The organism is Bradyrhizobium sp. P5_C11_2, from assembly GCF_054049755.1.
The window spans coordinates 20118-43393 of the sequence record NZ_JBFULT010000006.1; the positions used below are offsets into that span (position 1 = coordinate 20118).

Sequence of the window (23276 nt, forward strand, 5' to 3'; positions counted from 1 at the left end):
CATCAGGAATCGTCGAGAAGATCGAACAACTCTTCGACGCTGTCGAACGGCGCATCCCGGGTCTGACTGTGATAGACGACACGATCGCCGTCGCGTTGCAGCGATCGTCCCGCGGATTTTCCCTTGGATTTCCGCAATCGTCCCGGCAGGAAGGTCGCAGCCACCGCCCCGGGCCCGACGTCCAGGCGGATGATGCCTCTCCGCTTGCAATCGAGTCTCAGTCTGGCCGCGGCGAAGAAGTCGCGGGCCATCGGCGGCAGCGGCCCGAAACGGCGGGAGGTTTCCTCCTCCAGATCATCGAGATCATCCTCGCTGCGACACCTCGCGGCGCGGGCATAGAGTTCGAGCCGCACCGGCTCCGACTGCACGTAGGTTTGCGGAAGCATGTCCGCGACCGGCAGATTGAGGTCGGGCACCCACACCGCCGCCCTGCCGTCATCGGCCTTCTCCGAGGCCATTTTCAGGAGATGGCTGTAGAGCACGGGCCCGAAGACCTGGATATGGCCGGATTGCTGCTCCGAAAACAGGTCCCCCGCACCCCTGAGATCGAGATCGCGTTCGCTGATGGCAAAGCCCGCGCCCGGCCGGCTGAACTCTTCCAGAACAGCCAGCCGCTTCTCGGACTGCTCGGCGAGCGACTCGGTCAGCAGATATGCGAAGGCGCGTATTCCGCTGCGCCCGACCCGCCCGCGGAGCTGGTGAAGTTGGGCAAGACCGAACTTTTCGGGCCAGCAGACCACGATCGTATTCGCACGCGGGATGTCGAGACCGCTCTCGACGATGTTGGTCGCGAGCAGAACATCGGCCTCGCCCTCGACGAAGCTCATCATCCGGTCGTCGATCTCGTCGGCAGGCAATTTGCCATGGAGACAGACGATGCGCAGATCCGGCGCCACCGCCTGCACGCGTGCCAACAAGGGATCCAGATCCTGGATGCGCGGACAGACCAGGAAGCTCTGCCCGTGGCGCCTTTGCTCCCGCAGCAACGCCGAGGCGATGGCCGCATCCGACAACGGAGCGATCTTGGTTGCGACCGGAAGCCGATGAACCGGCGGCGAGGCGATGATGCTGAGGTCCCTGAAGCCGGCAAGACCTGCGGCCAGGGTCCGCGGAATCGGCGTGGCGCTCATCCAAAGCGTGTGGACGCCCTTGGCCAATCCGGAGAGCTTGGCCTTCTCGGCTGCACCAAAATGCTGCTCCTCGTCGATGATGACGAGGCCGAGATCGGCGAACTTGACGTCCTTCGAAGCAAGCGCCTGCGTTCCGACCACGACTTTCATCCGGCCGCTTCGCAAGCCCTCCTTCGTCTCGCGCATCTCCGCGCCCGATGCGGCCCGCGACAGGCTCCCGACCTCGATGTCGAACGGGGCGAAACGCTTGCGGAAGGTCGCGACGTGCTGTCGTGCCAGGACGGTCGTCGGCACCGCGATCACCACCTGCTTTCCCGACAGCGCCACGGCGGCCGCCGCCCGCAGCGCCACCTCGGTCTTGCCGAATCCCACGTCGCCACAGATCACCCGGTCCATCGGATGGCCGGAGGCAAGATCATCCAGGACATCCCGGACGGCCTTGGCCTGATCGGTCGTGGTGAAAAACGGGAAGCGCGCCACGAATTTCTCGTAGACCGACCCCGGTGGAACCAGCTTCGCGGCCCGCCGGCGGCGGCGCTGGCTGATGTGCTTGGCGAGCACCTTGCCGGCGACCTGGATCTCCCGCTCGGCCTCGGTGCGGCGGGCCCACCACGTGCTTCCATCCGCCTTGTCGAGCGCCAGCTTGCCGGGTTCGTCCGCATAAGGCCACATCAACGCCAGATCAGGCGGCGGCACGAGAACCGCATTGTCTCCCGCGAACGCAAGCCGGATCATCTCCCGCAACGCGCCGCCGCCCGTGTTCACGGTCTGCAAGCCATCGAGCACGGCGAGGCCGCGCTGGAGATGAACGACCGCCGTGCCCTGTTCCGGCACGTCGGCATGATCGAACGGCGTGCTCCAGGCCCTGGCCATCGGCTGCGGATGGTGAGCCCGGCTGCCGAGCACGTCGGAAGCCGTCACGACGACAAGAGCCTTCTTCCCGGGCACGACAAAACCCGCGTCGAGATCGGCCAGGATCGCCGCATCGCGATTGCGTCCGCTCGTCACCTCGTCCCAATCCGCGAGACGCTCCGCCTTGACGCCGCTCATCCGCTCCATCGCACGCAGATCCTCCTCCTGCGAGGCGACGAGGATCAGTCGCGAACCGGCTCGCCGCGTCTCCTCGACGAAGGCACGCAGGGCTTTTCTGGAGGCCGTCAGCTTCGAAAACTCCGGCGTGGGCTGGAAGGGAGCCGTCCGCGGCATCACTTTCATGCCCCTGGTCGCCTGCTTCCAATCGCGCCGTCCCAGATATTCGCGCTCTCGGTCGGCGCGGCCCGCCGCCTCCTCGATCGTGCTCAGCCAGCCGTCGGCGTGCAACGCCACCCCGGCATCGGCGATCCATTTGGCGCGCCCGCAATAGTCGAACAGCGTCGCGCGCTTGCCGCGCTTGCCGGCGAAGGCGAGCCGCTCCGACATCGGATCGACGAGAAGCTCCCTGGTCTCGAAGATGATGTCGTGCTCTTTCGGGTCGAACGCCACGATCCGGCGTATTGCACGGCCCGAATGCTCGATCCGGAACGGACCAAGCGCGCCGGCGGGAAATATCTCGAACGTCTGGCCATGAAACAGGACGCCGCCCGGATAGCCCGGCTCGTCGTCGAGATCATATCCCAGGGCTTCGAGACGCGCCTGAAGGTCCCGCTCGGAGAACGCGCCGCCGACCTTCAAGCTCATATTCAGACGCGACAGGCTCGCCGGCGGCGGCAGGCGCTCCATCACGGCCTCCGCGGTCGAGACGAGAAAGATCGGCCTTCTGGATTTCGCGAGACGCCTGAGGACCGAGGCGCGACGTCCGGCGATTTCGCGCGATGGCTCCAATTGATCGAACGGCAGGGTGTTCAATCGCGGAAACACCAGGACCTCGCAGGACGGGTCGAGCGCATGAATGATGCTGCCGAGCCGCTCCGCCCTGTTCTCATTCTCGGCGAGGAACACCAGGCCGCTGCGGGCGGACTGCTTCCATTGTTCCAGCAGATGAAGCGCCATCATGCCAAGGGGCGATGACGACGAGATCGTGGCGCGTTGCGACGCCTTGCTCGTCTTTGGCGAAGTCCTGGTCGGAACAGTCCTGGTCGGAGCAGTCCTGGCTCGCGAACTCTTGGCTAGCGAACTCTTGGCTAGCGAACTCTTGGCTGGCGAACTCTTGGCCAGCAAGCTCTTCGCCAGCCGCGCTTTTTTYGGATGCCGCACGTTAATCCGTTTCTGGTCGTCAACAATCGTCACTTGCACGCGAGCCGAACCAATCTCGATTCGGCGATTCATCGTCATGGATAGGGGATTTGCCGTGCGAACGCACGCCTCCCATCAAGTCTGGCGTCACGTGAAAGTTCGCCGGCAAACGCGAGACATCGCGTGAGGTCAAGCGGCCGGTCGTCACGACAGACGTGAGGTTTATCCCTCCTCTCGCCAGAACGCCACCAGTTCCTCCGCGGTCACCGGATCCTGCCGGGGCACCGCACGCTCGAGACGGTGCCGCCTCCTCACGCCGGCTTGGCGGGATGCGCGGTACGCGGGTGGCGGTCGTGCAGCAGCCGCGCCAGGGCCTCACGATCCGCGGCACGCCCCTTCATGGCCGTCTCGAACAGCGCCTCCTGAACATCGCGCGGCATATCGCCCCAGACATCCATGGCGGCCTGGCCCAGCAGCGTGGCAAAGCGTTCGTCGACCATGTCGATCCTCCCTCTCCGGCCTCAGAATAGGAACCGCAGGCGGCTCCCGGCGTTCCACGCCCGTCATTGCAAAAAAGAGACGTACGATTCTGGGAYGCTCACCAAGGACATCAAATCGATGGACGACCTGCTGATCGATGGTCTGCAGGATATTGACTACGCCGCGTCTCCGCTAGACGACGCCCGCCTGCCGGAGCGCCGCGATTTCCGCCGCATCATAGCCTAGCTCTGCCAGGACGAGATCGGTGTGCTCGCCGAGCAGCGGCGGACGCGTCACGATCTCACCCGGCGTTTCCGACAGCCGGACGGCGGCGCGCACGACCGGCGCGGGTTTCGGCAGGCCCGGATAATCGACATCCTGCATGAAGCCGGTGGCGCGGATATGCGGATGATCCAGCGCCTGTTGCGGGCTCAGCACGGGCCCGGTCGGAATCATCGCCTTGCCCAGCGTGTCGACCGCCTCCTGCGTGGTGCGTTCGGCGCACCAGCGCGCCATCCGCTGGCTAATGACGGGGCCGTTGTTGCCGCGCGTGATGTCATCGGCAAAGCGCGGATCGCTCAGCCATTGCTCCTCCTCACCCATCAGCTTCGCCCAGCGCTTGAACAGCGGATGCCCCGTGACCTGGCAGAGCACCCAGCCGTCCCTGGTGCGGTAGATGTCGGCTGGAGCTGCGGTCTGGCCGAGATTGCCGGTCGGGACGCGATTGACATTGATCACGGCCTGCTCGATCAGCGTGGCGTTGGTGAAGGACAGCGCGGTCGCGAGCAACGCGCCCTCGACGACCTGCCCGCGCCCGGATTTGCCGCGCTCGATCAGCGCGGCGAGGGTCCCGAACGCGCAGTGCAGCGCGGTTCCGAAATCGACCCAGTTGACTGCGGCCCGGTAAGGCGGATCGCCGGCGCCGGTCATGTACACCGACCCCGACATGACCTGCCCGACACCGTCGAAGCCGACGCGGTCGGACCAGGGCCCCGGCCCGCCGAAAGCGGTTGCCGTGGTCAGGATGATGTCGGGCTTGATCGCCTTCAGCGAGTCGTAGTCGAGCTTCATCGCGCGCAGGGTCTGCGGCGGCAGATTGGCGACGACGACGTCGGCGGTCGCCACCAGCCGGCGCATCACCTCCTGCCCCTCCGGCTTCATCGGATCGAGCGTGATGCACTTCTTGTTGCGGTTGATCTGGAGAAACAGCGCGCCTTCGCCATCCTCGCCGACCGGGGCCACGAAGCGATCCTCGCTGCCGTCGCGCTTTTCGACGCGAATGACCTCGGCGCCGAATTCGGCCAGCAACGTCGCGCAATACGGCCCGGCGATATAGCGGCCGAAATCCAGGACGCGAACGCCTTCCAGAACTCCCCCCATCGATCCCTTCCCTGATGTTTCCGCCAGATTACAGGGAATGGTCGTCGCGGCAAGGTGGCCGACAGCATGGCTCCATCAGCAGACGTGATCGCCCGACGGTTTCGACTGGCCGACGTTCTGCTCTAATATGGCGTGTCCGCCCCCCACCCCAGAGCCGCATCCATGCCCCAACAATTCGATCGGTCCACTGAAGATCTCGGCAACGCGATTCATTTCGAGCATGTCAACATCCAGGTCCCGGATCAGCGCCTGGCGACCTTATTCTACGTCACGGGACTCGGGCTTACCCGCGATCCCTATCTGATGGTGTCCGACACCAACATGTGGATCAATGCCGGACGGAGCCAGTTTCATTTGCCGAGCGGCAGCCCGCAGGTGCTGCGCGGTCATACCGGGCTGGTGATCGAGGGCCGCGAGGCACTGCTGGGGCGGCTGGCGTCGGTCGCCAAAAAGCTCGAGGGCACGGCGTTCGCATTCGCCGAGCACAATGGCTATGTCGAGGCGACCTGTCCGTGGGGCAACCGCCTGCGCTGCTACGAGCCGGACGCGGCACGCTTCGGCCGCATCACGCTCGGCATCCCCTATGTCGAATTCGACGTGCCGGTCGGAACGGCGCCTGCGATTTGTGCCTTTTATCCGGAGATCATGGGCATGCCTGCCGGCTTGCGAAACGGCGACGGCACGGTCGCGGCGGTGAAGACCGGCCGCGACCAGCACCTCTTGTTCCGCGAGACCGACCGGCCGCAACCCGACTATGACGGCCACCATGTGCAGATGTACATCACCGACTTCTCCGGCCCTTACCGCAAGCTGTTGGCGCGCGACCTGATCTCCCGCGAGGACAATCAGTATCAGTACCGGTTTTGCGACATCGTCGACCTCGGCAGCGGCAAGCCGCTGTTCACGGTCGAGCACGAGGTGCGTAGCGCGACCCACCCGATGTTCATGCGGCCGATGGTCAACCGCAATCCGGCGATCAACAACCGCAATTATGCGTTCGGGCATGATCAGGCGTCGTGGGCGATGGGGCCGGATCAGTACGAGGGATAGGGAGCAGCGAACGCGCGCCTTGCGGCGCGCGCAACCGTCACGTTCTGAAGCCATCAGCAACCGCGGCAGATGATCAGCCTGCGGTCGATCTCGTCGTCGAGCTGCCGCAGCCTTGTGTCTTCGGGCGACATTTGCGCGGACTCGAGCGCGTCGCCGCGCCGCGGCTGTCGGTGACCGACGGGAGCCTGTCGAACCAGGTCCGCGAGCCTTGTCGCAGGGATACTGCCGGGAGAGGCAACGGTCGCGGGCGCGCTTCCGCCAGCCTTGAGGCTGGAAACTGATCCGAACAGGAATGTAGCTGCCACGACGGTCACGCCAAGTCTGATTGACATCATCATTCTCCTATCGCTGGTGACACTGCGCCGATGCGCATGTGATGGATAGGAGGTCCCGGCTACTCGACCGTTTCGCCCGCGGCGACATCGCGTTACCACTGAAACCGCTCGCCTACGGCGCCGCGCCGGTTCGCCTGACTCGTCCGTTCGCGGCCGACGACGCCAGGCTCCGCGCCAGGACGCCGGCAAGCTCCGCCGACATCAGCGGGTGATGAACGAGCTCGGTGATGCCGGACGTCTCCAGCGACGGCATCGCCAAGTCGCGCGTCGAAGGACTGGCCAAGATCATCGGCAATGCCGGCGCGGCATCGTGCAACGCCGCCGCCAGACCGAGCGAGGAGCCGCCGGGCAGATGACACACCAGCGCCGCGTCGAAACGGGTTTGCGCGGCCCGGCAGGCGGCGATCGCCTCCCCGAGCTTGGTAAAGCCAACCGGCTCATAACCCAACGCCGCAAGGATTTCCTCATGGCGCAGCAGACGGCGGCGGTCGGTGTCGAGCACCAGCACGGTTTCGCCTGCGCCACGGAACGCCAGATCGGGGCCGTGCTGAACCGGCTCCGGCTCATCGGGTTTGGCGGCTGGCAGCCAGACGTCGAAACGCGTACCGACATCCGGCTCGCTCTGCACCCCGACGGCGCCGCCATGTTGCTCGACGATCTCGCGAACCGTTGCGAGCCCGACGCCGTTGCCGTCCGGGCGGGTGGTGAAGAACGGCTCGAAGATCCGCTCCAGCGTCGCCGCATCCATCCCCGGCCCCGGATCGGCGACCGAAATGACGGTGAAGCGGCCGGGGCCGACGTCGCCTTGTCCGACCGGCAATGGCCGCAGAAGATCGCGCACCTCGATGCGGAGTTCGATGCGACCCGGCTCGGTCATCGCCTGTGCCGCATTGTTGCACAGATTCAAGATCACCTGCTGCAATTGGGCGGGCTCGCCCATCACCGTGGCCATTTCGGCCGCCTCCCTCACCTCGAGTTTGACGTGCGAAGGTAACGATGCGGCCAGCAGCGATCTGGTTTCGTCGACCAGGGTCTTGACGCAGACGCGCTCATGCATGCCCTCGCGGTGGCGGCCGAAGCTGAGAATCTGTTCGACCAGTTCGCGCGCCCGCTCGCCTGCGCGGCGGATCTCCGCGAGGCTGGCGGCCGTCTGGCCTCCGGACCGGAGCCGTGCATCGGCTATCTCGGCGTAGCCGAGGATCGCTCCGACGATATTGTTGAAGTTGTGGGCGATACCGCTGGCAAACGTTCCGATGGTCTCCATTCGACGCGCCTGTTGCAGGCTCGCCTGCAGGCGAGCCTTCTCGCCTTCGAGCCGCGCCCGGCGGATCGCGTTGCCGATGGCGTCGAACGCCATGCGAAACAGCGAGACTTCGGACCAGTATTTGAGCGCGCCGTCCGGCACGGCATCGAAGCCGAGGATTGCATCGCGGTGTCCGTAGACCGCCGTGATGCAAAGCCAGCCACCCACGCCGGCATCTTCCAGCAGGTTCATGCTGTCGTCGGGATCCGAGGCCTTTACCTTGGGGATAAAGATGATGCCGCCTTCGCCGCCGTCAAATCGCGGTGCGACGCTCAGCGCGCGCTCAGGCCAGCCCGGCCCGAATTCGATGCCGTCGCGGGCCCATCGATAGGAGCTCGTCGACGCGCCGGTCGCGTAAGCGAAATAGGCGCGATCGGCGCCGATGCATCCCGCGAGCTGTTGCAGCGCCTTCTCGACATCGCCGGCGATCCTCTCGCGGTTCGAATTGATGAACCGCATCGAGATATTGGCAATGACGTGCTCGAAGGCCGCGCGGCGGCGCAGCGCGACGGCCCGCCTGCGCAACAGCAATCCGAAATAGACGATGCCGCAGAGCAGCAGCAGCGACGTCACGAACTGCAACAGACGGACCCTGCGCGCCGAGGCCCGCGCATTGAGCTGGCGCTTCGTGATCAACGCCAGGAGGGCATCCTGCTCGCGGTTGTTCGATTCGGCGACAAGCGCCTTCAGGATGTTGTCGATGTCCGGCAGGAGGTCATGCAGCATCTGCCCGTGGGTCAGAAGCGCGTGGACCGACTCTTTCTCCTCCGGCGGCGGTTGCAGGACCGCCAACTCTTCCAATCGATCCTGCACCTGGCGGGCCGCGACGTCCGACGTATCGAGGGTCAGGCGCAGCATGGCCGCCGCCAAGGCGGAGGCCGCCGTGACCAGCGGCCGGCGATCCGAATCGGCCAGCTTGTCGCTGAACAGACCGAAATAGGCAAAGGAGTTCTGCAGCAATGCGTTACTGCTCTTGAACCGCTCGATCAGCGCCTCCTGCCGGCGGGCACGCGCCGACAGAACGTCGATAGCCCTGGTTTCTTCGGCGTTGAGACCCGCCGTTTCGCGCAGCCGCGTCAGGGCATCGTCATAGGCATCCGCCATCCGCACCAGCCCGTCATAGTTGCGCGACAGGCCGGCGCGCGCGGTAAGCACCTCCCTGGTCATCCCGCGTTCGAACCGGGTGAAGTCTCCAAGCGCGTGGAGCTGACTGTCATAACGTACCGAATTGATGTTCAGCCCGTTCAGCAAAAGCCATGTCAGCAGGGCCAGCACGACCATTACCCCAATCGCAGCGGGCGCGAATTTCATGGTGGACCTCCGACGGGCGCGCCGCGATAGAGGCCGGTCAGGCTGTTCAGAAAGGCGACGATCGCCTTGGCCTGCTGGTCCGTCAGCGTCGCGTTCAATTGGGCAAAGGCCATCTTGCGAACCGCATCATCGAGCGTCGGCGCGCTGCCGTCATGAAAATACGGCGGCGTCGTCGCGACGTTGCGCAGGCTCGGCACGCGCAGAATTCTGGGCTCGGGCGACGCGAGAGGGTGGAATATGCCGTGGCGCTGGAACAGATTGGCGCCGACGTTGACGCCCTGGTGACATGACACACAGCCCAGCGATTTGAACAGCCGGTACCCGTCCAGCTCGTCGGCCGACAACGCCGCGTCGTCGCCTGTCAACCAGCGATCGAACTTGCTGCCGGGCGTGACCAGCGTGCGTTCGAAATTTGCCAGCGCGTCGACGACATCGTCGCCCTCCGGACCGCGGCCATAAGCCGCGAAGAATGCGTTGCGCATTTCGGGATCGGCATCGAGCTTTTCCGCGATCTCGTCCGCGCTGCTGCCCATGGTGCGCGGGCTTTCCAGCGACGCATTGACATCGGCCTCGACGGTGCGGAACTTCCCTTCCCAACCGAAGCGAAAGCTGAGCGCCGAATTGAAGACCGTGAGCGTATTGAGCGAAATCTCGACACCGTCGAGACCGAAATCATGCGGCTTCGGGCTCGCGCCGTTGGTCGCGATATCGTGACAGGACGCGCAACTGCGTGAGTTGTCCTGCGAAAGCCTGCGATCGGTGAACAGTCGTTCTCCGAGTTTGACCTTCCGCGGATCGATGGCGGGAGCCGCCGGAAGAGGCGTGATGGGCTCGTCCTTGCGGACCGACGCAGGCGCTGCCGGCGGCTGCGACGGTGCCGGAGAGACCTCCAGACAGCACAGGATCAGCGCGCCAATCACGATCGAGCAACGCAGAAGGCGGGCACCTGGCCCAGCGCCGCGAAATCTGGCCATTTGCTGCACGACCAGCAATGTGGGGTTGAAGCGAAAATTGTCGCGTCTGCTCAAGGAGTTTTGATCGAAGCTGGATGATTTCGCGAACGTGGCCGCCATATGCTGCGGGACCGGAGGCCGGTCGAGATGATCGAACGGCCCGCGGCATGACAGAGGTCCCACGCCACCAAGGCAAGGTAAACTGCATCAGCAATCACGACAGTACCTCACCACTCGCTCGATTTCCGACCGGCCGGCAATTCCAAGGTCCCGCAATGTCCGGTCATCGAGTTCCATCAGCGCCGCAACGGCCCTGTTGATCTCGCGCTCGCGGCGCCAGTGCGCCGGCAGCGCCATAAGGGTCTCACCGAGTGCGTGCAGCCGGTCCCAGCCTCGTTCCGGCTGCGCATCGCGTGACCCGACGCGCTCGAGCCTGACGACATTGCCATTGTCATCAGCTTCATCGCGACCGCTCTTCAGCGCCGGATCAGGCCGCTCACGACCGGCCGAGGATAGCTGGCAATCCCGCGCGGCCTCCAGCATCGCGTGAACCGGCGCGGCTGCGATCGGATGCATTGCCGCGCCGTAAAGCGCAAAGCCTTCCATCAGAGACCCAAAGACCGCCCACCAGGACGTGGCGACCGGCTCGGTCGGACGCGAGCCGGTATCGGGCAATCGATGCCTCGCGGTGAAGGCAGGGCCCKAACGAACCATGCCGCCGCCATCGGACCACGCGACCCAGCCCGGGCCGCCACGTTTCATACCCGCCAAGGCAACGCTGCTCACACTGTGAGAATGCTTCTTCATCGTAAATCTCCCACACGCTGTTCGTGGGAGGCAATCTGGGGGCCCGCTGTTACGCCGAGGTCACCGCAGCCGGCGAAAAGACTACAATTGCAATCCGTCAGCCACCTTTAGAACGGATCGACCGGAACCGCGAAGACATAGCCGACGCCGCGCTCGGTCTGAATGACGCGCGGCGCGCTGGGATCGGTCTCCAGCTTGCGCCGCAGCCGCAACACCTGAACGTCGATGCTGCGATCGAAAATATCTTCATGGATACGGGTCGCCTGCAGCAAATGCTCGCGGGTCAGGGGACGCTGCGGCGCCTCGAGAAAGGCCAGCAACAACGCGTATTCTCCCTTGCTTAACGGCACCGGCGTCTCATTGGGATCGGTGAGCTTTCGGCTGCGGCGTTCGAGCTTCCAGCCGCTGAAGCGATAGCCCCCACGTTCGGGATCGCGGGCGCGCGCAGCACGTCCCATCTCCTGCCGCCGCAACACCGCGCGGACGCGCGCCAGCAGTTCTCTCAGGGAAAACGGCTTGATGATGTAATCGTCAGCGCCGAGTTCGAGGCCGACGATGCGATCGATCTCATCGGGGCGGTGGCCGGTCGTGATGATGACCGGCACGTCGGAACGCGAACGGATCTCCCTCAACAGATCCAGACCGTCGTCTTGACCAAGCCGAAGATCGAGGATGATCAGGCTGGGCTGGCCACCCTCCAGATAGTGGTTCAACTCGGATCTGTTGGAGGCCGCCCTGCTCGGGACATTGTGCTCCTCCAGGTACTTGATCACCATTTGCCGCAACGTCGGATCGTCATCGACGACGATGATGTGGCCAATATCTGCAAGCATACCGCACTCTCAAAACTCGCCGTCGCCAACCGAGCTGCACTTAAGATTGTGAGCTGTACTTGAGATCCGCGAACGTCAACGTCGGCTGTGGTGAAATGATATTGATTCCGTCCAAACTGGAATCGCTCGAAAAAACTATGGAACACCCGAGGCGCTCGACACGCGCCGAGACCGCCACGACATTTTGGTGACGTCGCAACGGGGTATTTCTGCGGCCAATTCCGCGGGATGTCGCATACGTGAATAATTGTGATCCCAACTCTTACTACTTTTAGGCGATAGCAGGTTTGCTGGCTGTGCATCGCTCAGCGACTGCGACCGGCTGCGCAAAACTGATGGCGGGGTTGCGTACTCACTGCAGATGCCGTCGTGCTCCGGCGCATTCGATGCGCGCGTGACGTCGAAGCCGGGCGAGGCCGCAGCTCCCGCGGACTGCGCCGCGTCGTCAAGAAGGCGGCAGAGCCGCCAGGTACTGGTAGATCGCGGCCAGCTCGTCGTCATCCATCCGCCCGATCGGCCGCCACGGCATTTGCTCGTCGAGCCGATGCCCGTTCGGGTCGACACCTGTGCGCATGGTGGTGATGAACTGCGCCTGGCTCCAATCCTTGACGATACCGAGGTCGGGTCCGAGCGGCGGCAATTGGCCGGGCACTCCACCGGCGAGGTCCTCGCCGTGACATTCACGGCAGTCCTGGTAGGACAGCAGGTACCTGCCATAGCGCGCCGTCGGCCCCTTCGGCGGCGCGATGATCACACCGGTGAAGACCGGCTTGGCGTCCGGCAACAGTCCGGCGCCCAGCATCGCCAAACCCAGCAGGCTGAAACGATCCGGAGGATCCGGGGTCTGTTCGCCGCTCGCGGGCAAGCTGCGGATGTAGGCGATCACGGCCTTGGTGTCGTCGTCGCTGAGCCGGCCGGCATTGGTAAAGGACATGATCGCAAGCCATCGCCCCCGCGCGTCGATGCCATTGCGAATGGCGCGAAAGATCTCGCCGTCGGACCAATGCTTCAGGGCCCCGGCCGGCGTCAGATTGGCAGGTACGAACGAGCCGATGGGAACCGGGAGATCCTTGCCGACGTCGCCGCCGCCCGACAGCACCCCGGTCTTGGAGTGACAACCCGCGCAAAATCCGTCGGCCACCGCCTTGCCGCGGGCAATTTGATCCGATGTCGCCTCAACCTTCACATCGGGGATCGGCGCGGAGCGCGCGTGTTGCCGGACGATACCCGCCACGGTCAAGGCGCTGACGCCGGACACGGGGACAGCCAGCATCGCCGCCAGMGCCACCCCGCACCATCTCAACCGAGGACGCTTCGCGCGGAAGGCGCGAACGCCCAACCAGACCAGAAGCCCGATGAAAGAAACCATCGCAATCAAGGTGACAATATTCTGCATTCCGCTCCTCAATGATTTGGGCGCTGTCAACGTCGCGCGACATCTCGGTCGTCAATAATCACTTCCGGCCAGCGCCGACGCTGAAATGTCTGCGACGCGCGCCAGGCGGCGATGCACTGGACTAGCAAGGTGGCGTTTCCGCGCGGTTTCACCGCGGGTCGCCCGCGTTACAAATGTAATCCAAGACAAATCGGTCGCCGGCGGCGCAGCGTCACCGGCCTTGGCAGCGTCACGATGCGTTGCCGCCGTAACCATTTCGCGGCCATCGGAAGCCTTGGCGTAACGGCGATCCCTTCAATTGCCTCTGCTCACTCGACCGGCCGCCCTGTGGCGACCGTGTATCGATCATCAAGAGGTCAACTCCCATGAAGATACTTATCGCTTCGACACCCGCGACGGGCCATCTCAATCCGCTGCTGGCGATCACGCAAATCCTGCGCACGGAAGGCCACGAGATCGCCTTCCTGACGGGTACCGCTTTTCGTGCCCGCGTCGAAGCCAGTGGCGTCAAATTCTTTCCCCTGCCCGAAAGCGTGGACTTCGACCTGCGCGAGATCCTCTCGGTGGTCCCCGAGCTGAAAGACATTCCGCCGGGACTGGAGTGGTTGCGCGTTGCCTGCGAGCGCATCTTCGTCGACGCCATTCCCGGTCAGCACCAGGGGCTGATGCAAGCGTTGCGGCAATTTCCCGCGGACATCATCGTCGCCGACGACATGCTGTTCGGCGTATTGCCGATGCTGCTCGGCCCGCGCTCGCAGCGGCCTCCCATCGCGCTCTGCGGGACCTCGTTTCTGCATTGGGCACGCGAGGACGGCGCGCCCAATTTCCTCGGCTTGCCGCCGGCAAAGACCGACCAGGAGCGCGATCAATATGCGGCCTTGGCGCGGGACTATGATGCGGCGGTCGATCAACCGGTGTCGCTGCGCCTGAACCGCGCCTTGAAGACCTTCGGCGTCGGACCGATCGCGATGCCGCTTTTTCATTCCGTRGTCGCGCTCGGCGATGCCTATCTGCAATTGTCGGTGCCCAGTTTCGAATTTCCGCGCGAGATCCCATCCTCCGTGCATTTCGTCGGCACGCCTCCGATCATCGCCAACCAGGTCCCGCCGCCGTCCTGGGCCGAAGAACTCGACGGTACACGCAAGATCGTTCTGGTGACGCAGGGAACGGTGGCCAATCACAATTTCAACCTGCTGGTCGCCCCGACGCTGGCGGCGCTTGCCGACGAGCCCGACATCCTGGTGATCGCGACCGCGGGCGGCCGTCCGGTCGACGCCATCCCCGGCAAGGTCCCGTCGAACGCACGCATCGCCAGCTATCTGCCGTTCGAATGGCTGCTGCCGAACGTCGACGTGCTCGTCACCAATGGCGGCTATGGCAGTGTGAACCAGGCCTTGAGCTTCGGCATCCCGCTGGTCACCGCGGGACTGACCGAGGACAAGGCCGACGTCAACGCGCGGGTCGCGTGGTCCGGCGTCGGCATCAACCTCGCCACCAACGAGCCGACGCCGGAGGCCTTGCGCGAGGCGGTGCGGACGGTGCTCGACCAGCCGCGCTATCAATTCCGCGCAACGCAGATCGCGGACGAGTTTGCCGAGATCGATACGCGGTCGGAGATTCTTCGGATCATCGGCGAACTCGTGACCGACGAGACTGACGTGTCGCGCCTCCGCGCGGCCGCAGCGAGCCAGGCGCGACGTGCCGGCCGGCGCGCCTGATCGCTCTTGTGAACGGAGCGATGGAGGGCGGGGCGACCGCGCTCCATCGCTTCGCGAAAATTCATCACATGTCACCGGATGCTCGTCCATGCGGATCGAACCAGACTCCTTTGCGTTCACGTTGCTGCTCGGCTTTCTCGCGGCCGTGCCCTATTCCGGCATCGACATCAACCTGCCGGCGCTGGCTGCCACCGGCGCCACGCTCGGCACGAGTGCTTCGGATGTCGGGCTGACGATGAGCACCTTCATGCTCAGCCTCGCCACCGCGCCACTGATTTACGGGCCGGTCTCCGACCGGCTGGGCCGCAAGCCAATTCTGGCCTTCGGCCTCGCACTGTTCGTTGCCGCGAGCCTTGGCTGCGCCAGGGCCTCCTCGCTACCGGTCCTGCTGCTGTGCCGCTTCGTTCAGGGCATCGGCGCCGCTGCAACGGCGACGACCTTTGCCATCATTCGCGATCTCTTCGACGGCAACGCCGCGCGCGGCAAGATCGCCAACGTCATGGTCGCGGTCAACGTCGCGACCGTGATCGCACCGACGGCCGGCGCCGCCCTGCTGGCGGTCGCCGGCTGGCGATCGATCTATGCGGCCCAGGCGGGAATCGGTCTCATGCTGCTGGTGGTGGTCCTGTTTCGCTTCGCCGAGAGCGCGACGACGGAGCGCTCCAGTCGCCTGGCACTTTCGGACGCGATCGACAGCTATCGCCGGGTCGTGACCCATCCGGTTTCGTTCGCCTACATCCTGGTCGGCGCCGCAGGCGGTGCGACGGTGTTTGCTTACGTCACCGGCGCCTCGCTGTTCTTCGTTGGCGCCGTCGGGCTGCGCCCCGAACAATACGGCCTGATCTTCAGCGCCTGCTCGGGGGCGGTCATGGCCGGCGCCTTTCTCGACGGTCAGCTTGGCCGGCGCGGAATATCGTCGGCGCGCACGCTCGCAACCGGGCTGACGCTGTCGGCCACGGCCAGCATCGCCCTGCTCGCGATGACATTGGCCGGCTGGATGCCCACTTCGTTCGTGGTCGTGCTCCTGATGATGGTGGCATTCGGCTTCGGGCTCAGCGTGCCGAACGTGATGAGTGCGACCATGCAGCGTCTTCCGGAGATCGCGGGCGCCGTCAGCGCCGCCGCCGGAAGCATCCAGCTGACCGCAGGCGCGATATCGAGCGGGCTGGTCGCGGTTCGCTTCGACGGACGAACGGCGCTGTCGATGACGGCCGTGATGGCGGCATCCTCGCTTCTCGCCCTGATTCTGTATCTGCTGGTCGCGCGCCCCGCCGAACGCCGTCAGCTATCGCCGACGATCGATCCCGGCGCGGCGATCCGAAGCCCCACGAATTCCTGAGGCGACCCTATCCGGTGGGCCGCCCGGCGCGGCTCCTTGCGAGGCGGCGCCGCTGAGGGGACCGCATGTTGCGTGCGCTCCGATGGGACTTCTCGGCATGCCCGTCGACGGGCATGCCCCTTTTCGCATCGGAGTTGACCGTCACATCAGAAGTGGACCTCGGTGCGCAATCCAAGAACCACGGCGTTGTCGGTCTTCACGCCCACGGCGTTATAGCCGCGCCCGCCGGGATTGATCACATACTGTGCGTCGAACTTGAGGTTCAACCAGCCGGTCGCCTGCCATCCATACCAGACTTCGATCGGAACTTCGTTGCCGCCGGCGTTGGGGCTGAGGGCAGCCGAGTTCACGTGGGTCGTGCCCACCGCGAAGCCCACTTCGTCCTGGGGCCGCCAGCTGAACGTTCCGGTATGYCGGAAGCCGAGGGCGATCTGATAGTCCTGGTACGACGTCCGGTGATCGGCGACAGTCGTGTTGAGGAAGGTGTACCAACCCTGCGCGCCGGGACCGTCAACGGTCAGACGCTGAAGGATGGACTCATAGACGCCGTAGCGGCCGCGTTGATCCCCGAGATTCTGATCCGGGACACCGCCGGTGCCGGGGATGGTGGAGATGATACCGGGAAGGCCACCATCAATGGTCGACGCGCTGTCGTACCAGCCGCCCAATCTCCAGGTCCCGTTCAAGGGTCCGCTCGGCGCCCACACCAACTCCACCGGCACCATCACGCCACTGGCGCGGCTCGAGGCGGGGATGCCCGGCAGGAAGTAAGTGGTCGCGTCGTCCGTCGTCAGATAATTCGGATTGGCGTCGTAGACGCCGACCGAAATCGTGAATTCCGGGGCCAGCTTGTAGTGGACGACACCGGCCCACTGGCTCACCGGCCAGTTGTAGATGTAGCCACCCTGGATGTTGCCGGGCTGGCCGCCGCAGAAGGTCAGGTTGATGAACTCGCACAGACCGAAGAAGAAGTCGGAGCCGACGGGAAGACGGCCGCCCTTGAGTTCGAGGCGGTCATCGAAGAGCTTCTGCGAGTAGTAGAGCTGTGTCAGGCGCAGAATATTGCCGCGGCCGAACACTTCGTTGGTCAGTTGCAGGGCGGGAATGTCCGCTTCGGTATTCAGATTCTTGCCGAAGCGGTCGACCAGCGTGAGACCGACGGTGCCGCCCTGAATGCCGGCAAGCTTCCCCATGTCGAGCTTCGCGCCAAACCACAGCTGACCGGCGTTGGCTGCGGTGTTCCTGCTTCCACCCGTGACGTTGCCGACGGATTCGTTACCCAGCGTCAGGCCCAGATCGATGCCCCGCTCCTTCAGCTGCGTCCTGCCGAGATCGCCGAATAGATACGGTCTCGTCCAGAAATCGTCTTCAGCATAAGGAACCGGAGCAGCTTTCGTTGAAAAGTCGGCCGCATGCACTGCACCGCCTAGCAGCGATGACAATGCAATCCCCACACCGCACACGCGTGCCGTGTCTACAAACCTGCGCAACATTTTACTCGTCCTCCCGCCGTCCCCGGCTTTGCTTGTTCTTACGTCACGTCCCTGTCCAAAGCCCTCGAGCCTGGAACGCGCTCCCTCCCCAGCGGCCGCCGAAGCGGCCTTTCGACTGGAGCGTGGATCTGTCATGCCTGATCACCCGTTCTCGCCGGCAATGCATCCGCGGCGCGCGGTGAGGCGCCTTGTCCCTGCACCAGTGTCGATTTCGGCGCCGTGCGGACGAGGCCGGCCAACGCCAGCTTGCGCCGCCGACGGGCCTGTAGTTGATGATCCGCCAACACGCCGATCAGAATGACCGTCCCCATCACCGCGAAGTTCAGCGAATTGGGGATGCCCAGGATGTTCACGAGATTCTGCAGCACCTGCAGCAGCGCGGTCCCGAGCACGATACCGAGAATGGAGCCCTCGCCGCCGCGCAGGCTGCACCCGCCCAGGACGGCAGCCGCGATCGCGTAGAGCTCGTAAAAATTGCCGAAGGAGCTCGGGGAAACCGAGTTCGTGTAGAACACGAACAGGACCGTTGAAACTCCGGCGAGCCCGCCGCTGATGATATAGGCGGTTGCGATCACGAGATTTGTGCTGATGCCCGAGAAGCGCGCCGCCTCCTCGTTCTTGCCGACAGCATAGAGCCAGCGCCCGTAGACCGAGCGGTGCAGCAGCACGCCGAGGATCAGCGCCAGGATGATCAGGAGAATGAAGGTGTTCGGGACACCCGCAACATTGCCGGAGGCGATGTTGCTCAGTGTCGCGGCCTCGTCACCGTAGCCGAAGCCGCGCGTTGAATCGGACGTATAGTAGCGGGCAGCGCCGCGGTAGATCAGCAATCCGCACAGCGTCACGATGAAGGGCTGCATCTTCAGCCGGGTGACCAGAAAACCCTGGATGCCGCCCAGCGCCAGCCCGCCCAGCAGCACGGCGAGGAGCGCGAAAGGCCAGGGAACCTGATAGGTCGTCAGAAGGTCGATGAAAACGACGCCGAGCAGCGCGAACATCGAGCCAAGCGAAAGGTCGATGCCTCCGGTGATGATCACGAGCCCCTCGCCAAGCGCGAACACACCGAACAGGCCGATCAGATTGGCCATGTTCAGCAGGTTCACCAGCGACAGGAAGGCTGGATTGATCGCACCCGTGATGACGGAGATCACCACCAGCAGCAGTGCGAGGCCGAGCTCCTTCTTGATCATGGCGCGGCGGCTTCCACGGTTTCCAGCGCTTGGCCCATCGCCAGCCGCAACACGTTGTATTCGCTGAACTGCGGGCGCTCGAGCACGCCGCTGACATGTCCTTCGTGCATCACCGCCACGCGGTCGGAGACGCCGATGACCTCCTCCATGTCCGAGGAGATCATGACGATCGCGACGCCCTGGTCGGCGAGCTCGCGCATCAGCGCGTAAATCTCGCTCTTGGCCCCGACGTCGATTCCCCGGGTCGGCTCGTCGAAGAACATCACGCGCGGCCGCATGGACAGCCACTTGCCCAGCACGACTTTCTGCTGGTTGCCGCCGGAGAGCGTCACGGCCTCCATATCGATGCCTGGCGCCTTGATGGACAGGCGCCTCACCTGCTCTTTCGCGACCTTGCGCTCGGCCGCGCCGTTGACCAGCCACATCCGTGCATAATTCAGCAGGCTGGCCAGCGTCACGTTCTCCCGGATCGGCAGCTCCAGCACGAGCCCGGATTTCTTGCGATCCTCCGGCACCAGATAGATCCCCTGCCTGATCGCGTCGCGCGGCGATGCGACACCGACCGGTGCGTTGTCGATCCTGATCTCGCCACCCAACGGCGGGTCGATGCCGAAGGCGGTGCGGGCAAGAGAGGTGCGGCCGGCGCCCACGAGCCCCGCCAGGCCGAGAATCTCGCCATGCCGCACGGATAGATCAATCCGCCGGTCGGGAAAGGCCGATGTCACGAGGCCGACGATGTCGCAGCCGCCCGGCTGCGACGGCCGTTTCGGCGGCGTATGCAGCGCTTTCAGGTCGCGGCCGATCATCAGCCGGATCATTGCGGCGTGGCTTAGCTCGTCCCGCGCCAGCTCCCCAACCGTGCGCCCGTCGCGCAGCACCACGACGCGGTCGGCGCAGGTCATGATCTCGCCGAGCCGGTGAGAGATATAGATCACCGCGATGCCGTGCGCCTTCAGATCGGCAATCACCTCCAGCAGCCGTTCAGTCTCCGAAATTGTCAGGCTGGAGGTCGGCTCGTCCATGATGATCACGCGGGCGTCGATCGAGAGCGCCTTGGCGATCTCCACCATCTGGCGCTCGGCGATGGACAAATCGTCGACCAGCGTGTCCGGGGTGAACTCGGCGCCCAGCCGCTCCAGCAGCGGCCTCACGCGGGCGCGCATCTGCGCATTGTCCACCAGCTTCAGCGGGCCGCCGACAAGCTGCTCGCGTCCGATGAAGACGTTCGCGGCGACGTCGAGATTTTCGAACAGGTTCAGCTCCTGATGCACGAAGGCGATGCCGGCCTTGGTCGCCTCGCTCACCGTCATCCGGGCATGGTCGTTGCCGCCGATGCGGATCACGCCCTCGCTCGGCGCGATCACGCCGCCCAGCACGCGCATCAGCGTCGACTTGCCGGCGCCGTTCTCACCGATCAGGCCCAATACTTCGCCGCGGCACACGCGCAGGCTGACATCGTCGAGGGCCATGACCCCGGGATAGGACTTGCTGATCCCGGCGAGCTCGAACAGGGTTTCCGCCATCCACTTCCTCCCGCACGACGCCCGGCGGCTGCGGCAGCCGGGCGTCGAAAGCCGCTGACAGTCACTTCTTCAGCAGGACCTTCAGATTTGCGGTGAAGTCCCCGACGTTGGACTTGCTGATCACCTTGGTCGGGACGATCAGCTTGCCGTCCGCCGGGATCCAGGACTTGTCGCCGTTCAGCGTCTTGATGATGTTGGTGGCGGAGAGATAGCCGAACTCGTAGGGCTGCTGCACCACGGTCGACTCGATCGTGCCGTCGGAAACGCCGCGCAGCGTGCGCTGGTCCTCGTCGAAGCCGACGATCTTCACCTTGCCGGCCTTGCCCGCCGCCTTGACCGCGTCATAGATCAGCGGTGTCTCGTAGCTCCAAAGGCCGGACAGCAGTGCAATGTCGGGATATTTGACCAGCACGTTCTCCATATTCGCCTTGGCCTTGGCGAAGTCCACCTGGTCGGTGAACACGTCGACCAGCTCGACCTTGGTGCCGGCGATCGCTTCCTTGATACCCTGCACCCGCTCGCGGGCGTTGTCCGCATCCATCGTGCCGACAAACAGCGCGATCTTGCCGCCGTTCGGCAACGCCTTCTTGATCTCCTCGCCTGCTTGCCGCCCGGCCGCGACGTTGTCGGTGCCGATATAGGCGAGACGATTGCTCTGCGGCGCGTCGCTATCCGTCGTGATCAACACGGTCTTGGCCGCAACCTTGTTGAGCTGTTCGGTGGCATGCGCCGCATCGTCGACCGAGATGGAGATGCCGGCAACGCCGCGCACCAGCAGGTCGTCCAGCTCGCGCCGCTGGCCCGCCGCCGTTCCTTCATTGGTGACGATCAATTCGATATTGTAGTCCGGGTGCTCCTTCTGCGCCTTCTCGAGCCCGCGGCCGGCGATGGTCCAGAAGTCGGCCGCGACATTGGTCACCAGCGCGATGGTCTTTTTCTGCTGGGCCTGCGCCATCCCCGTGGCCATCGCCAGCGCGGCGGCGGTCGCGAGCAGCGGCACCATCAATTTCGTCACTGATCCGTTCATCTGCACCTCCCTTGGTCGCCCTCGCATGAGGGCTTCACGGCGCTTTTGCGCCCTTATTTTATTTACACAGCGAAGAAATGTCGCAGAGCCAATCATCCGATTCGGGATGTACTTGCACCTTCTTCAAGCTTAAATAGTACACAAGGTATGATGATAGTAAATACGGCTCGCTGCGAGAGCCCTCCGATGTGCTTTTTCGATCACACTCTTGGCCGCGGGCCATTATTAATTTCACCATCTGAATTAAAGGGACAGTATGGTTGACCAAACTGAGCAGCCGAGACGCGTTTCAAGCATGGCGCGCGGATCGAACCGCGGCCGCCTCGTCGAAGTCTTGCGACGTCAGGGGCCGCTGCCGCGTGTCGAGCTCGCCCGGAGCACGGGACTGAGCTTCCCCGCCATTTCGGGCCTGACATCGAGACTGATCGCGGAAGAGCTGCTGTGCGAGACCGAGACTGCGGCAACCTCGTGGTCCGACGATACCGACGAAGAGGATGCGGACGCGCTGAACGGCCGTCGCCGCGGCCGGCCGGCCGTGCTGCTGACCCTGAACCCGGAGTTCGGGCGCATCATCGCAATCTCTGTGCGCATGAACCTGATTGAGACGCTGATTGCGGATTTCAGGGGCTCTGGCCTGGCGCAGTCGCGACTTGCGCTCCCGACGCGCGCGCTCGACGCAGGCGCGTTGTGCGATCTCATGATCGCGCAGATCAATGCGATGCTTGAAGCGACGGCGACGCCGCGCCATCAGCTGTTGGGAATCGGGATTGCGCTCCAGGGCATCGTGAACGCCGACACCGGCCGGACTCTGTGGAGTCCGGCGCTGTCGATCAACGACGTCGATCTGGCGACGCCGCTACGTCAGGCGTTCGGCGTCGAGGTCGTGATGGCGAACGACGCTGTTGCAGTTGCCCTGGCCCTCACAGCCACTGAACCGGCGCTGGCGCAGGGCCTCTCAGCCACGATCATGGTCGGTCACGGCATCGGGATGGGCGTCGTCGTCGACGGCGAGGCGCGCTGGGGCGCCGGCAGCGAGATCGGCCATGTCAAGCTGGCCCCGGACGGTCCGCAATGCCGCTGCGGCCAGCGCGGCTGCATCGAGGCTTATCTTGCCGACTATGCGCTCTACCGCGACGCCCGCACCTTTCTCGACCTGCCGCCGGCGGACTCGCAGCAGCCGTCCGAGGCGCAGATGGCGCTGCTGCGCGAGCGAGCACTGGGCGGGGATCCCCGTTTCGAACACCTGTTCCAGCAGGCAGGCCGCGCGCTTGCAGAGGCGGTCGCCGCAACGATATCGGTGCTGCGCCCACACCATGTCATCCTGGCGGGCCCCGGCCTGCAGGCATTTGACATGATGCGCCACGCCTATGAGGAGCGGCTCGAGCAGGCGGTGTTGCCATGGCTGCTCAAGTCCACGGCGATCTATTTGCGTCCAAGCGAGTCGACGGCGATTGTCGACGGCATGGTGCTGCGGACGCTGGGGGTCGTGGACCGAAACCACATGGAAGCGACCGAGTAAGCACCGGGAGCTGCAGGGCGCGATCCCGTCGTCTCGCGGACCGGACGATCCCTGGCTGGGGCGGGAGGGATCGAACCTCCGAATGGCGGAATCAAAATCCGCTGCCTTACCGCTTGGCTACGCCCCAACAGGCCACTGACGGAACGGCGGAAAACCGGCTACCGCAGATTCCGTCCAGTCGCAGCCGGTCTATAGGGAGCGGCGCGGCATTTCAACCGCCTGGCGGGGCAAAATACCACCGTCTCGGGGCTGACCGTGGCACACTCTAATATGGGTCCGACCTCCGGTCTGTTCCGGTAGCGACCGGCCGCCCCGGC

General features: G+C 64.6%; 17 protein-coding genes and 1 tRNA gene. 4 read left to right on the top strand and 14 right to left on the bottom strand.

Going from position 1 to position 23276, the window contains the following annotated elements; genetic code table 11:
* Positions 1–2 precede the first annotated feature (2 nt).
* From ACXJL8_RS01375 to ACXJL8_RS01385, 3 genes are all read right to left on the bottom strand, one after another.
* Positions 3–3122: a DEAD/DEAH box helicase gene (locus ACXJL8_RS01375; RefSeq protein ID WP_456619705.1), complete on the bottom strand. Its 3120-nt coding sequence runs from the start codon at positions 3120–3122 to the stop codon at positions 3–5.
* Between the two features lie 491 nt (positions 3123–3613).
* Positions 3614–3802 carry a hypothetical protein gene (locus tag ACXJL8_RS01380; RefSeq protein ID WP_456619706.1) on the bottom strand — a complete coding sequence of 63 codons (189 nt, stop codon included), beginning with the start codon at positions 3800–3802 and terminating at the stop codon, positions 3614–3616.
* A 172-nt stretch (positions 3803–3974) separates the two neighbouring features.
* A complete protein-coding gene (locus ACXJL8_RS01385; RefSeq protein ID WP_456619707.1) occupies positions 3975–5162 on the bottom strand; it encodes a CaiB/BaiF CoA transferase family protein in 1188 nt (395 codons plus the stop codon).
* Positions 5163–5324: 162 nt separating this feature from the next.
* On the opposite strand from ACXJL8_RS01385, the gene ACXJL8_RS01390 reads away from it, so the two are divergent.
* A complete protein-coding gene (locus ACXJL8_RS01390; protein WP_456619708.1) occupies positions 5325–6212 on the top strand; it encodes a VOC family protein in 888 nt (295 codons plus the stop codon).
* 53 nt (positions 6213–6265) lie between these two features.
* Here the strand turns inward: ACXJL8_RS01390 and ACXJL8_RS01395 are convergent, their stop codons facing one another.
* From ACXJL8_RS01395 to ACXJL8_RS01420, 6 genes are all read right to left on the bottom strand, one after another.
* Positions 6266–6544 (bottom strand): hypothetical protein, encoded by a 279-nt coding sequence (locus ACXJL8_RS01395; RefSeq protein WP_456619709.1) that lies wholly within the window; start codon positions 6542–6544, stop codon positions 6266–6268.
* Between the two features lie 115 nt (positions 6545–6659).
* A complete protein-coding gene (locus tag ACXJL8_RS01400) occupies positions 6660–9131 on the bottom strand; it encodes a two-component system VirA-like sensor kinase (RefSeq protein ID WP_456684508.1) in 2472 nt (823 codons plus the stop codon).
* Between the two features lie 26 nt (positions 9132–9157).
* Positions 9158–10135, bottom strand: a complete 978-nt coding sequence (locus ACXJL8_RS01405) for a cytochrome-c peroxidase (protein WP_456619711.1) — start codon at positions 10133–10135, stop codon at positions 9158–9160.
* 186 nt (positions 10136–10321) lie between these two features.
* Positions 10322–10921, bottom strand: coding sequence for a DUF1127 domain-containing protein (locus ACXJL8_RS01410; protein WP_456684504.1), 600 nt, complete (start codon positions 10919–10921; stop codon positions 10322–10324).
* A 107-nt stretch (positions 10922–11028) separates the two neighbouring features.
* Entirely contained in the window at positions 11029–11754 is a 726-nt protein-coding gene (locus ACXJL8_RS01415) for a response regulator (protein ID WP_456684505.1), read from the bottom strand.
* A 445-nt stretch (positions 11755–12199) separates the two neighbouring features.
* Complete coding sequence (locus ACXJL8_RS01420; RefSeq protein WP_456684506.1) at positions 12200–13042, bottom strand: cytochrome c; 843 nt, start codon at positions 13040–13042, stop codon at positions 12200–12202.
* 473 nt (positions 13043–13515) lie between these two features.
* Between ACXJL8_RS01420 and ACXJL8_RS01425 the strand changes: the two genes are divergently transcribed.
* A complete protein-coding gene (locus tag ACXJL8_RS01425) occupies positions 13516–14868 on the top strand; it encodes a glycosyltransferase (RefSeq protein WP_456619715.1) in 1353 nt (450 codons plus the stop codon).
* A gap of 88 nt (positions 14869–14956) precedes the next feature.
* The gene (locus tag ACXJL8_RS01430) at positions 14957–16207 is read left to right on the top strand and encodes a multidrug effflux MFS transporter (protein WP_456619716.1); all 1251 of its coding nucleotides are present in this window, start codon (positions 14957–14959) and stop codon (positions 16205–16207) included.
* Between the two features lie 146 nt (positions 16208–16353).
* On the opposite strand, the gene ACXJL8_RS01435 is transcribed toward ACXJL8_RS01430, so the two are convergent.
* The 4 genes from ACXJL8_RS01435 to ACXJL8_RS01450 form a co-directional block, all read right to left on the bottom strand.
* Positions 16354–17700 (bottom strand): carbohydrate porin, encoded by a 1347-nt coding sequence (locus tag ACXJL8_RS01435; protein WP_456619717.1) that lies wholly within the window; start codon positions 17698–17700, stop codon positions 16354–16356.
* Positions 17701–17831: 131 nt separating this feature from the next.
* Positions 17832–18890: an ABC transporter permease gene (locus ACXJL8_RS01440; protein ID WP_456619718.1), complete on the bottom strand. Its 1059-nt coding sequence runs from the start codon at positions 18888–18890 to the stop codon at positions 17832–17834.
* Positions 18887–20413 (bottom strand): sugar ABC transporter ATP-binding protein, encoded by a 1527-nt coding sequence (locus ACXJL8_RS01445; RefSeq protein WP_456619719.1) that lies wholly within the window; start codon positions 20411–20413, stop codon positions 18887–18889. Before ACXJL8_RS01445 ends, ACXJL8_RS01440 begins: the two co-directional genes overlap by 4 nt.
* 61 nt (positions 20414–20474) lie before the next feature.
* Positions 20475–21440, bottom strand: a complete 966-nt coding sequence (locus ACXJL8_RS01450; RefSeq protein WP_456619720.1) for a sugar-binding protein — start codon at positions 21438–21440, stop codon at positions 20475–20477.
* A gap of 256 nt (positions 21441–21696) precedes the next feature.
* Here ACXJL8_RS01450 and ACXJL8_RS01455 point away from each other — a divergent pair, with 256 nt between their 5' ends.
* Positions 21697–22959 (top strand): ROK family protein, encoded by a 1263-nt coding sequence (locus ACXJL8_RS01455; protein WP_456684507.1) that lies wholly within the window; start codon positions 21697–21699, stop codon positions 22957–22959.
* 52 nt (positions 22960–23011) lie between these two features.
* On the opposite strand, the gene ACXJL8_RS01460 is transcribed toward ACXJL8_RS01455, so the two are convergent.
* Positions 23012–23086, bottom strand: a tRNA-Gln gene (locus ACXJL8_RS01460).
* Positions 23087–23276: the final 190 nt, after the last annotated feature.

What these genes read in the sequence shown, in the direction of transcription:
- ACXJL8_RS01375 (WP_456619705.1), bottom strand. Translation starts at nt 3,122, where the DNA reads ATGATGGCGCTTCATCTGCTGGAACAATGGAAGCAGTCCGCCCGCAGC.
- ACXJL8_RS01380 (WP_456619706.1), bottom strand. Translation starts at nt 3,802, where the DNA reads ATGGTCGACGAACGCTTTGCCACGCTGCTGGGCCAGGCCGCCATGGAT.
- ACXJL8_RS01385 (WP_456619707.1), bottom strand. Translation starts at nt 5,162, where the DNA reads ATGGGGGGAGTTCTGGAAGGCGTTCGCGTCCTGGATTTCGGCCGCTAT.
- ACXJL8_RS01390 (WP_456619708.1), top strand. Translation starts at nt 5,325, where the DNA reads ATGCCCCAACAATTCGATCGGTCCACTGAAGATCTCGGCAACGCGATT.
- ACXJL8_RS01395 (WP_456619709.1), bottom strand. Translation starts at nt 6,544, where the DNA reads ATGTCAATCAGACTTGGCGTGACCGTCGTGGCAGCTACATTCCTGTTC.
- ACXJL8_RS01400 (WP_456684508.1), bottom strand. Translation starts at nt 9,131, where the DNA reads ATGGTCGTGCTGGCCCTGCTGACATGGCTTTTGCTGAACGGGCTGAAC.
- ACXJL8_RS01405 (WP_456619711.1), bottom strand. Translation starts at nt 10,135, where the DNA reads ATGGCCAGATTTCGCGGCGCTGGGCCAGGTGCCCGCCTTCTGCGTTGC.
- ACXJL8_RS01415 (WP_456684505.1), bottom strand. Translation starts at nt 11,754, where the DNA reads ATGCTTGCAGATATTGGCCACATCATCGTCGTCGATGACGATCCGACG.
- ACXJL8_RS01430 (WP_456619716.1), top strand. Translation starts at nt 14,957, where the DNA reads ATGCGGATCGAACCAGACTCCTTTGCGTTCACGTTGCTGCTCGGCTTT.
- ACXJL8_RS01440 (WP_456619718.1), bottom strand. Translation starts at nt 18,890, where the DNA reads ATGATCAAGAAGGAGCTCGGCCTCGCACTGCTGCTGGTGGTGATCTCC.
- ACXJL8_RS01445 (WP_456619719.1), bottom strand. Translation starts at nt 20,413, where the DNA reads ATGGCGGAAACCCTGTTCGAGCTCGCCGGGATCAGCAAGTCCTATCCC.
- ACXJL8_RS01450 (WP_456619720.1), bottom strand. Translation starts at nt 21,440, where the DNA reads ATGAACGGATCAGTGACGAAATTGATGGTGCCGCTGCTCGCGACCGCC.
- ACXJL8_RS01455 (WP_456684507.1), top strand. Translation starts at nt 21,697, where the DNA reads ATGGTTGACCAAACTGAGCAGCCGAGACGCGTTTCAAGCATGGCGCGC.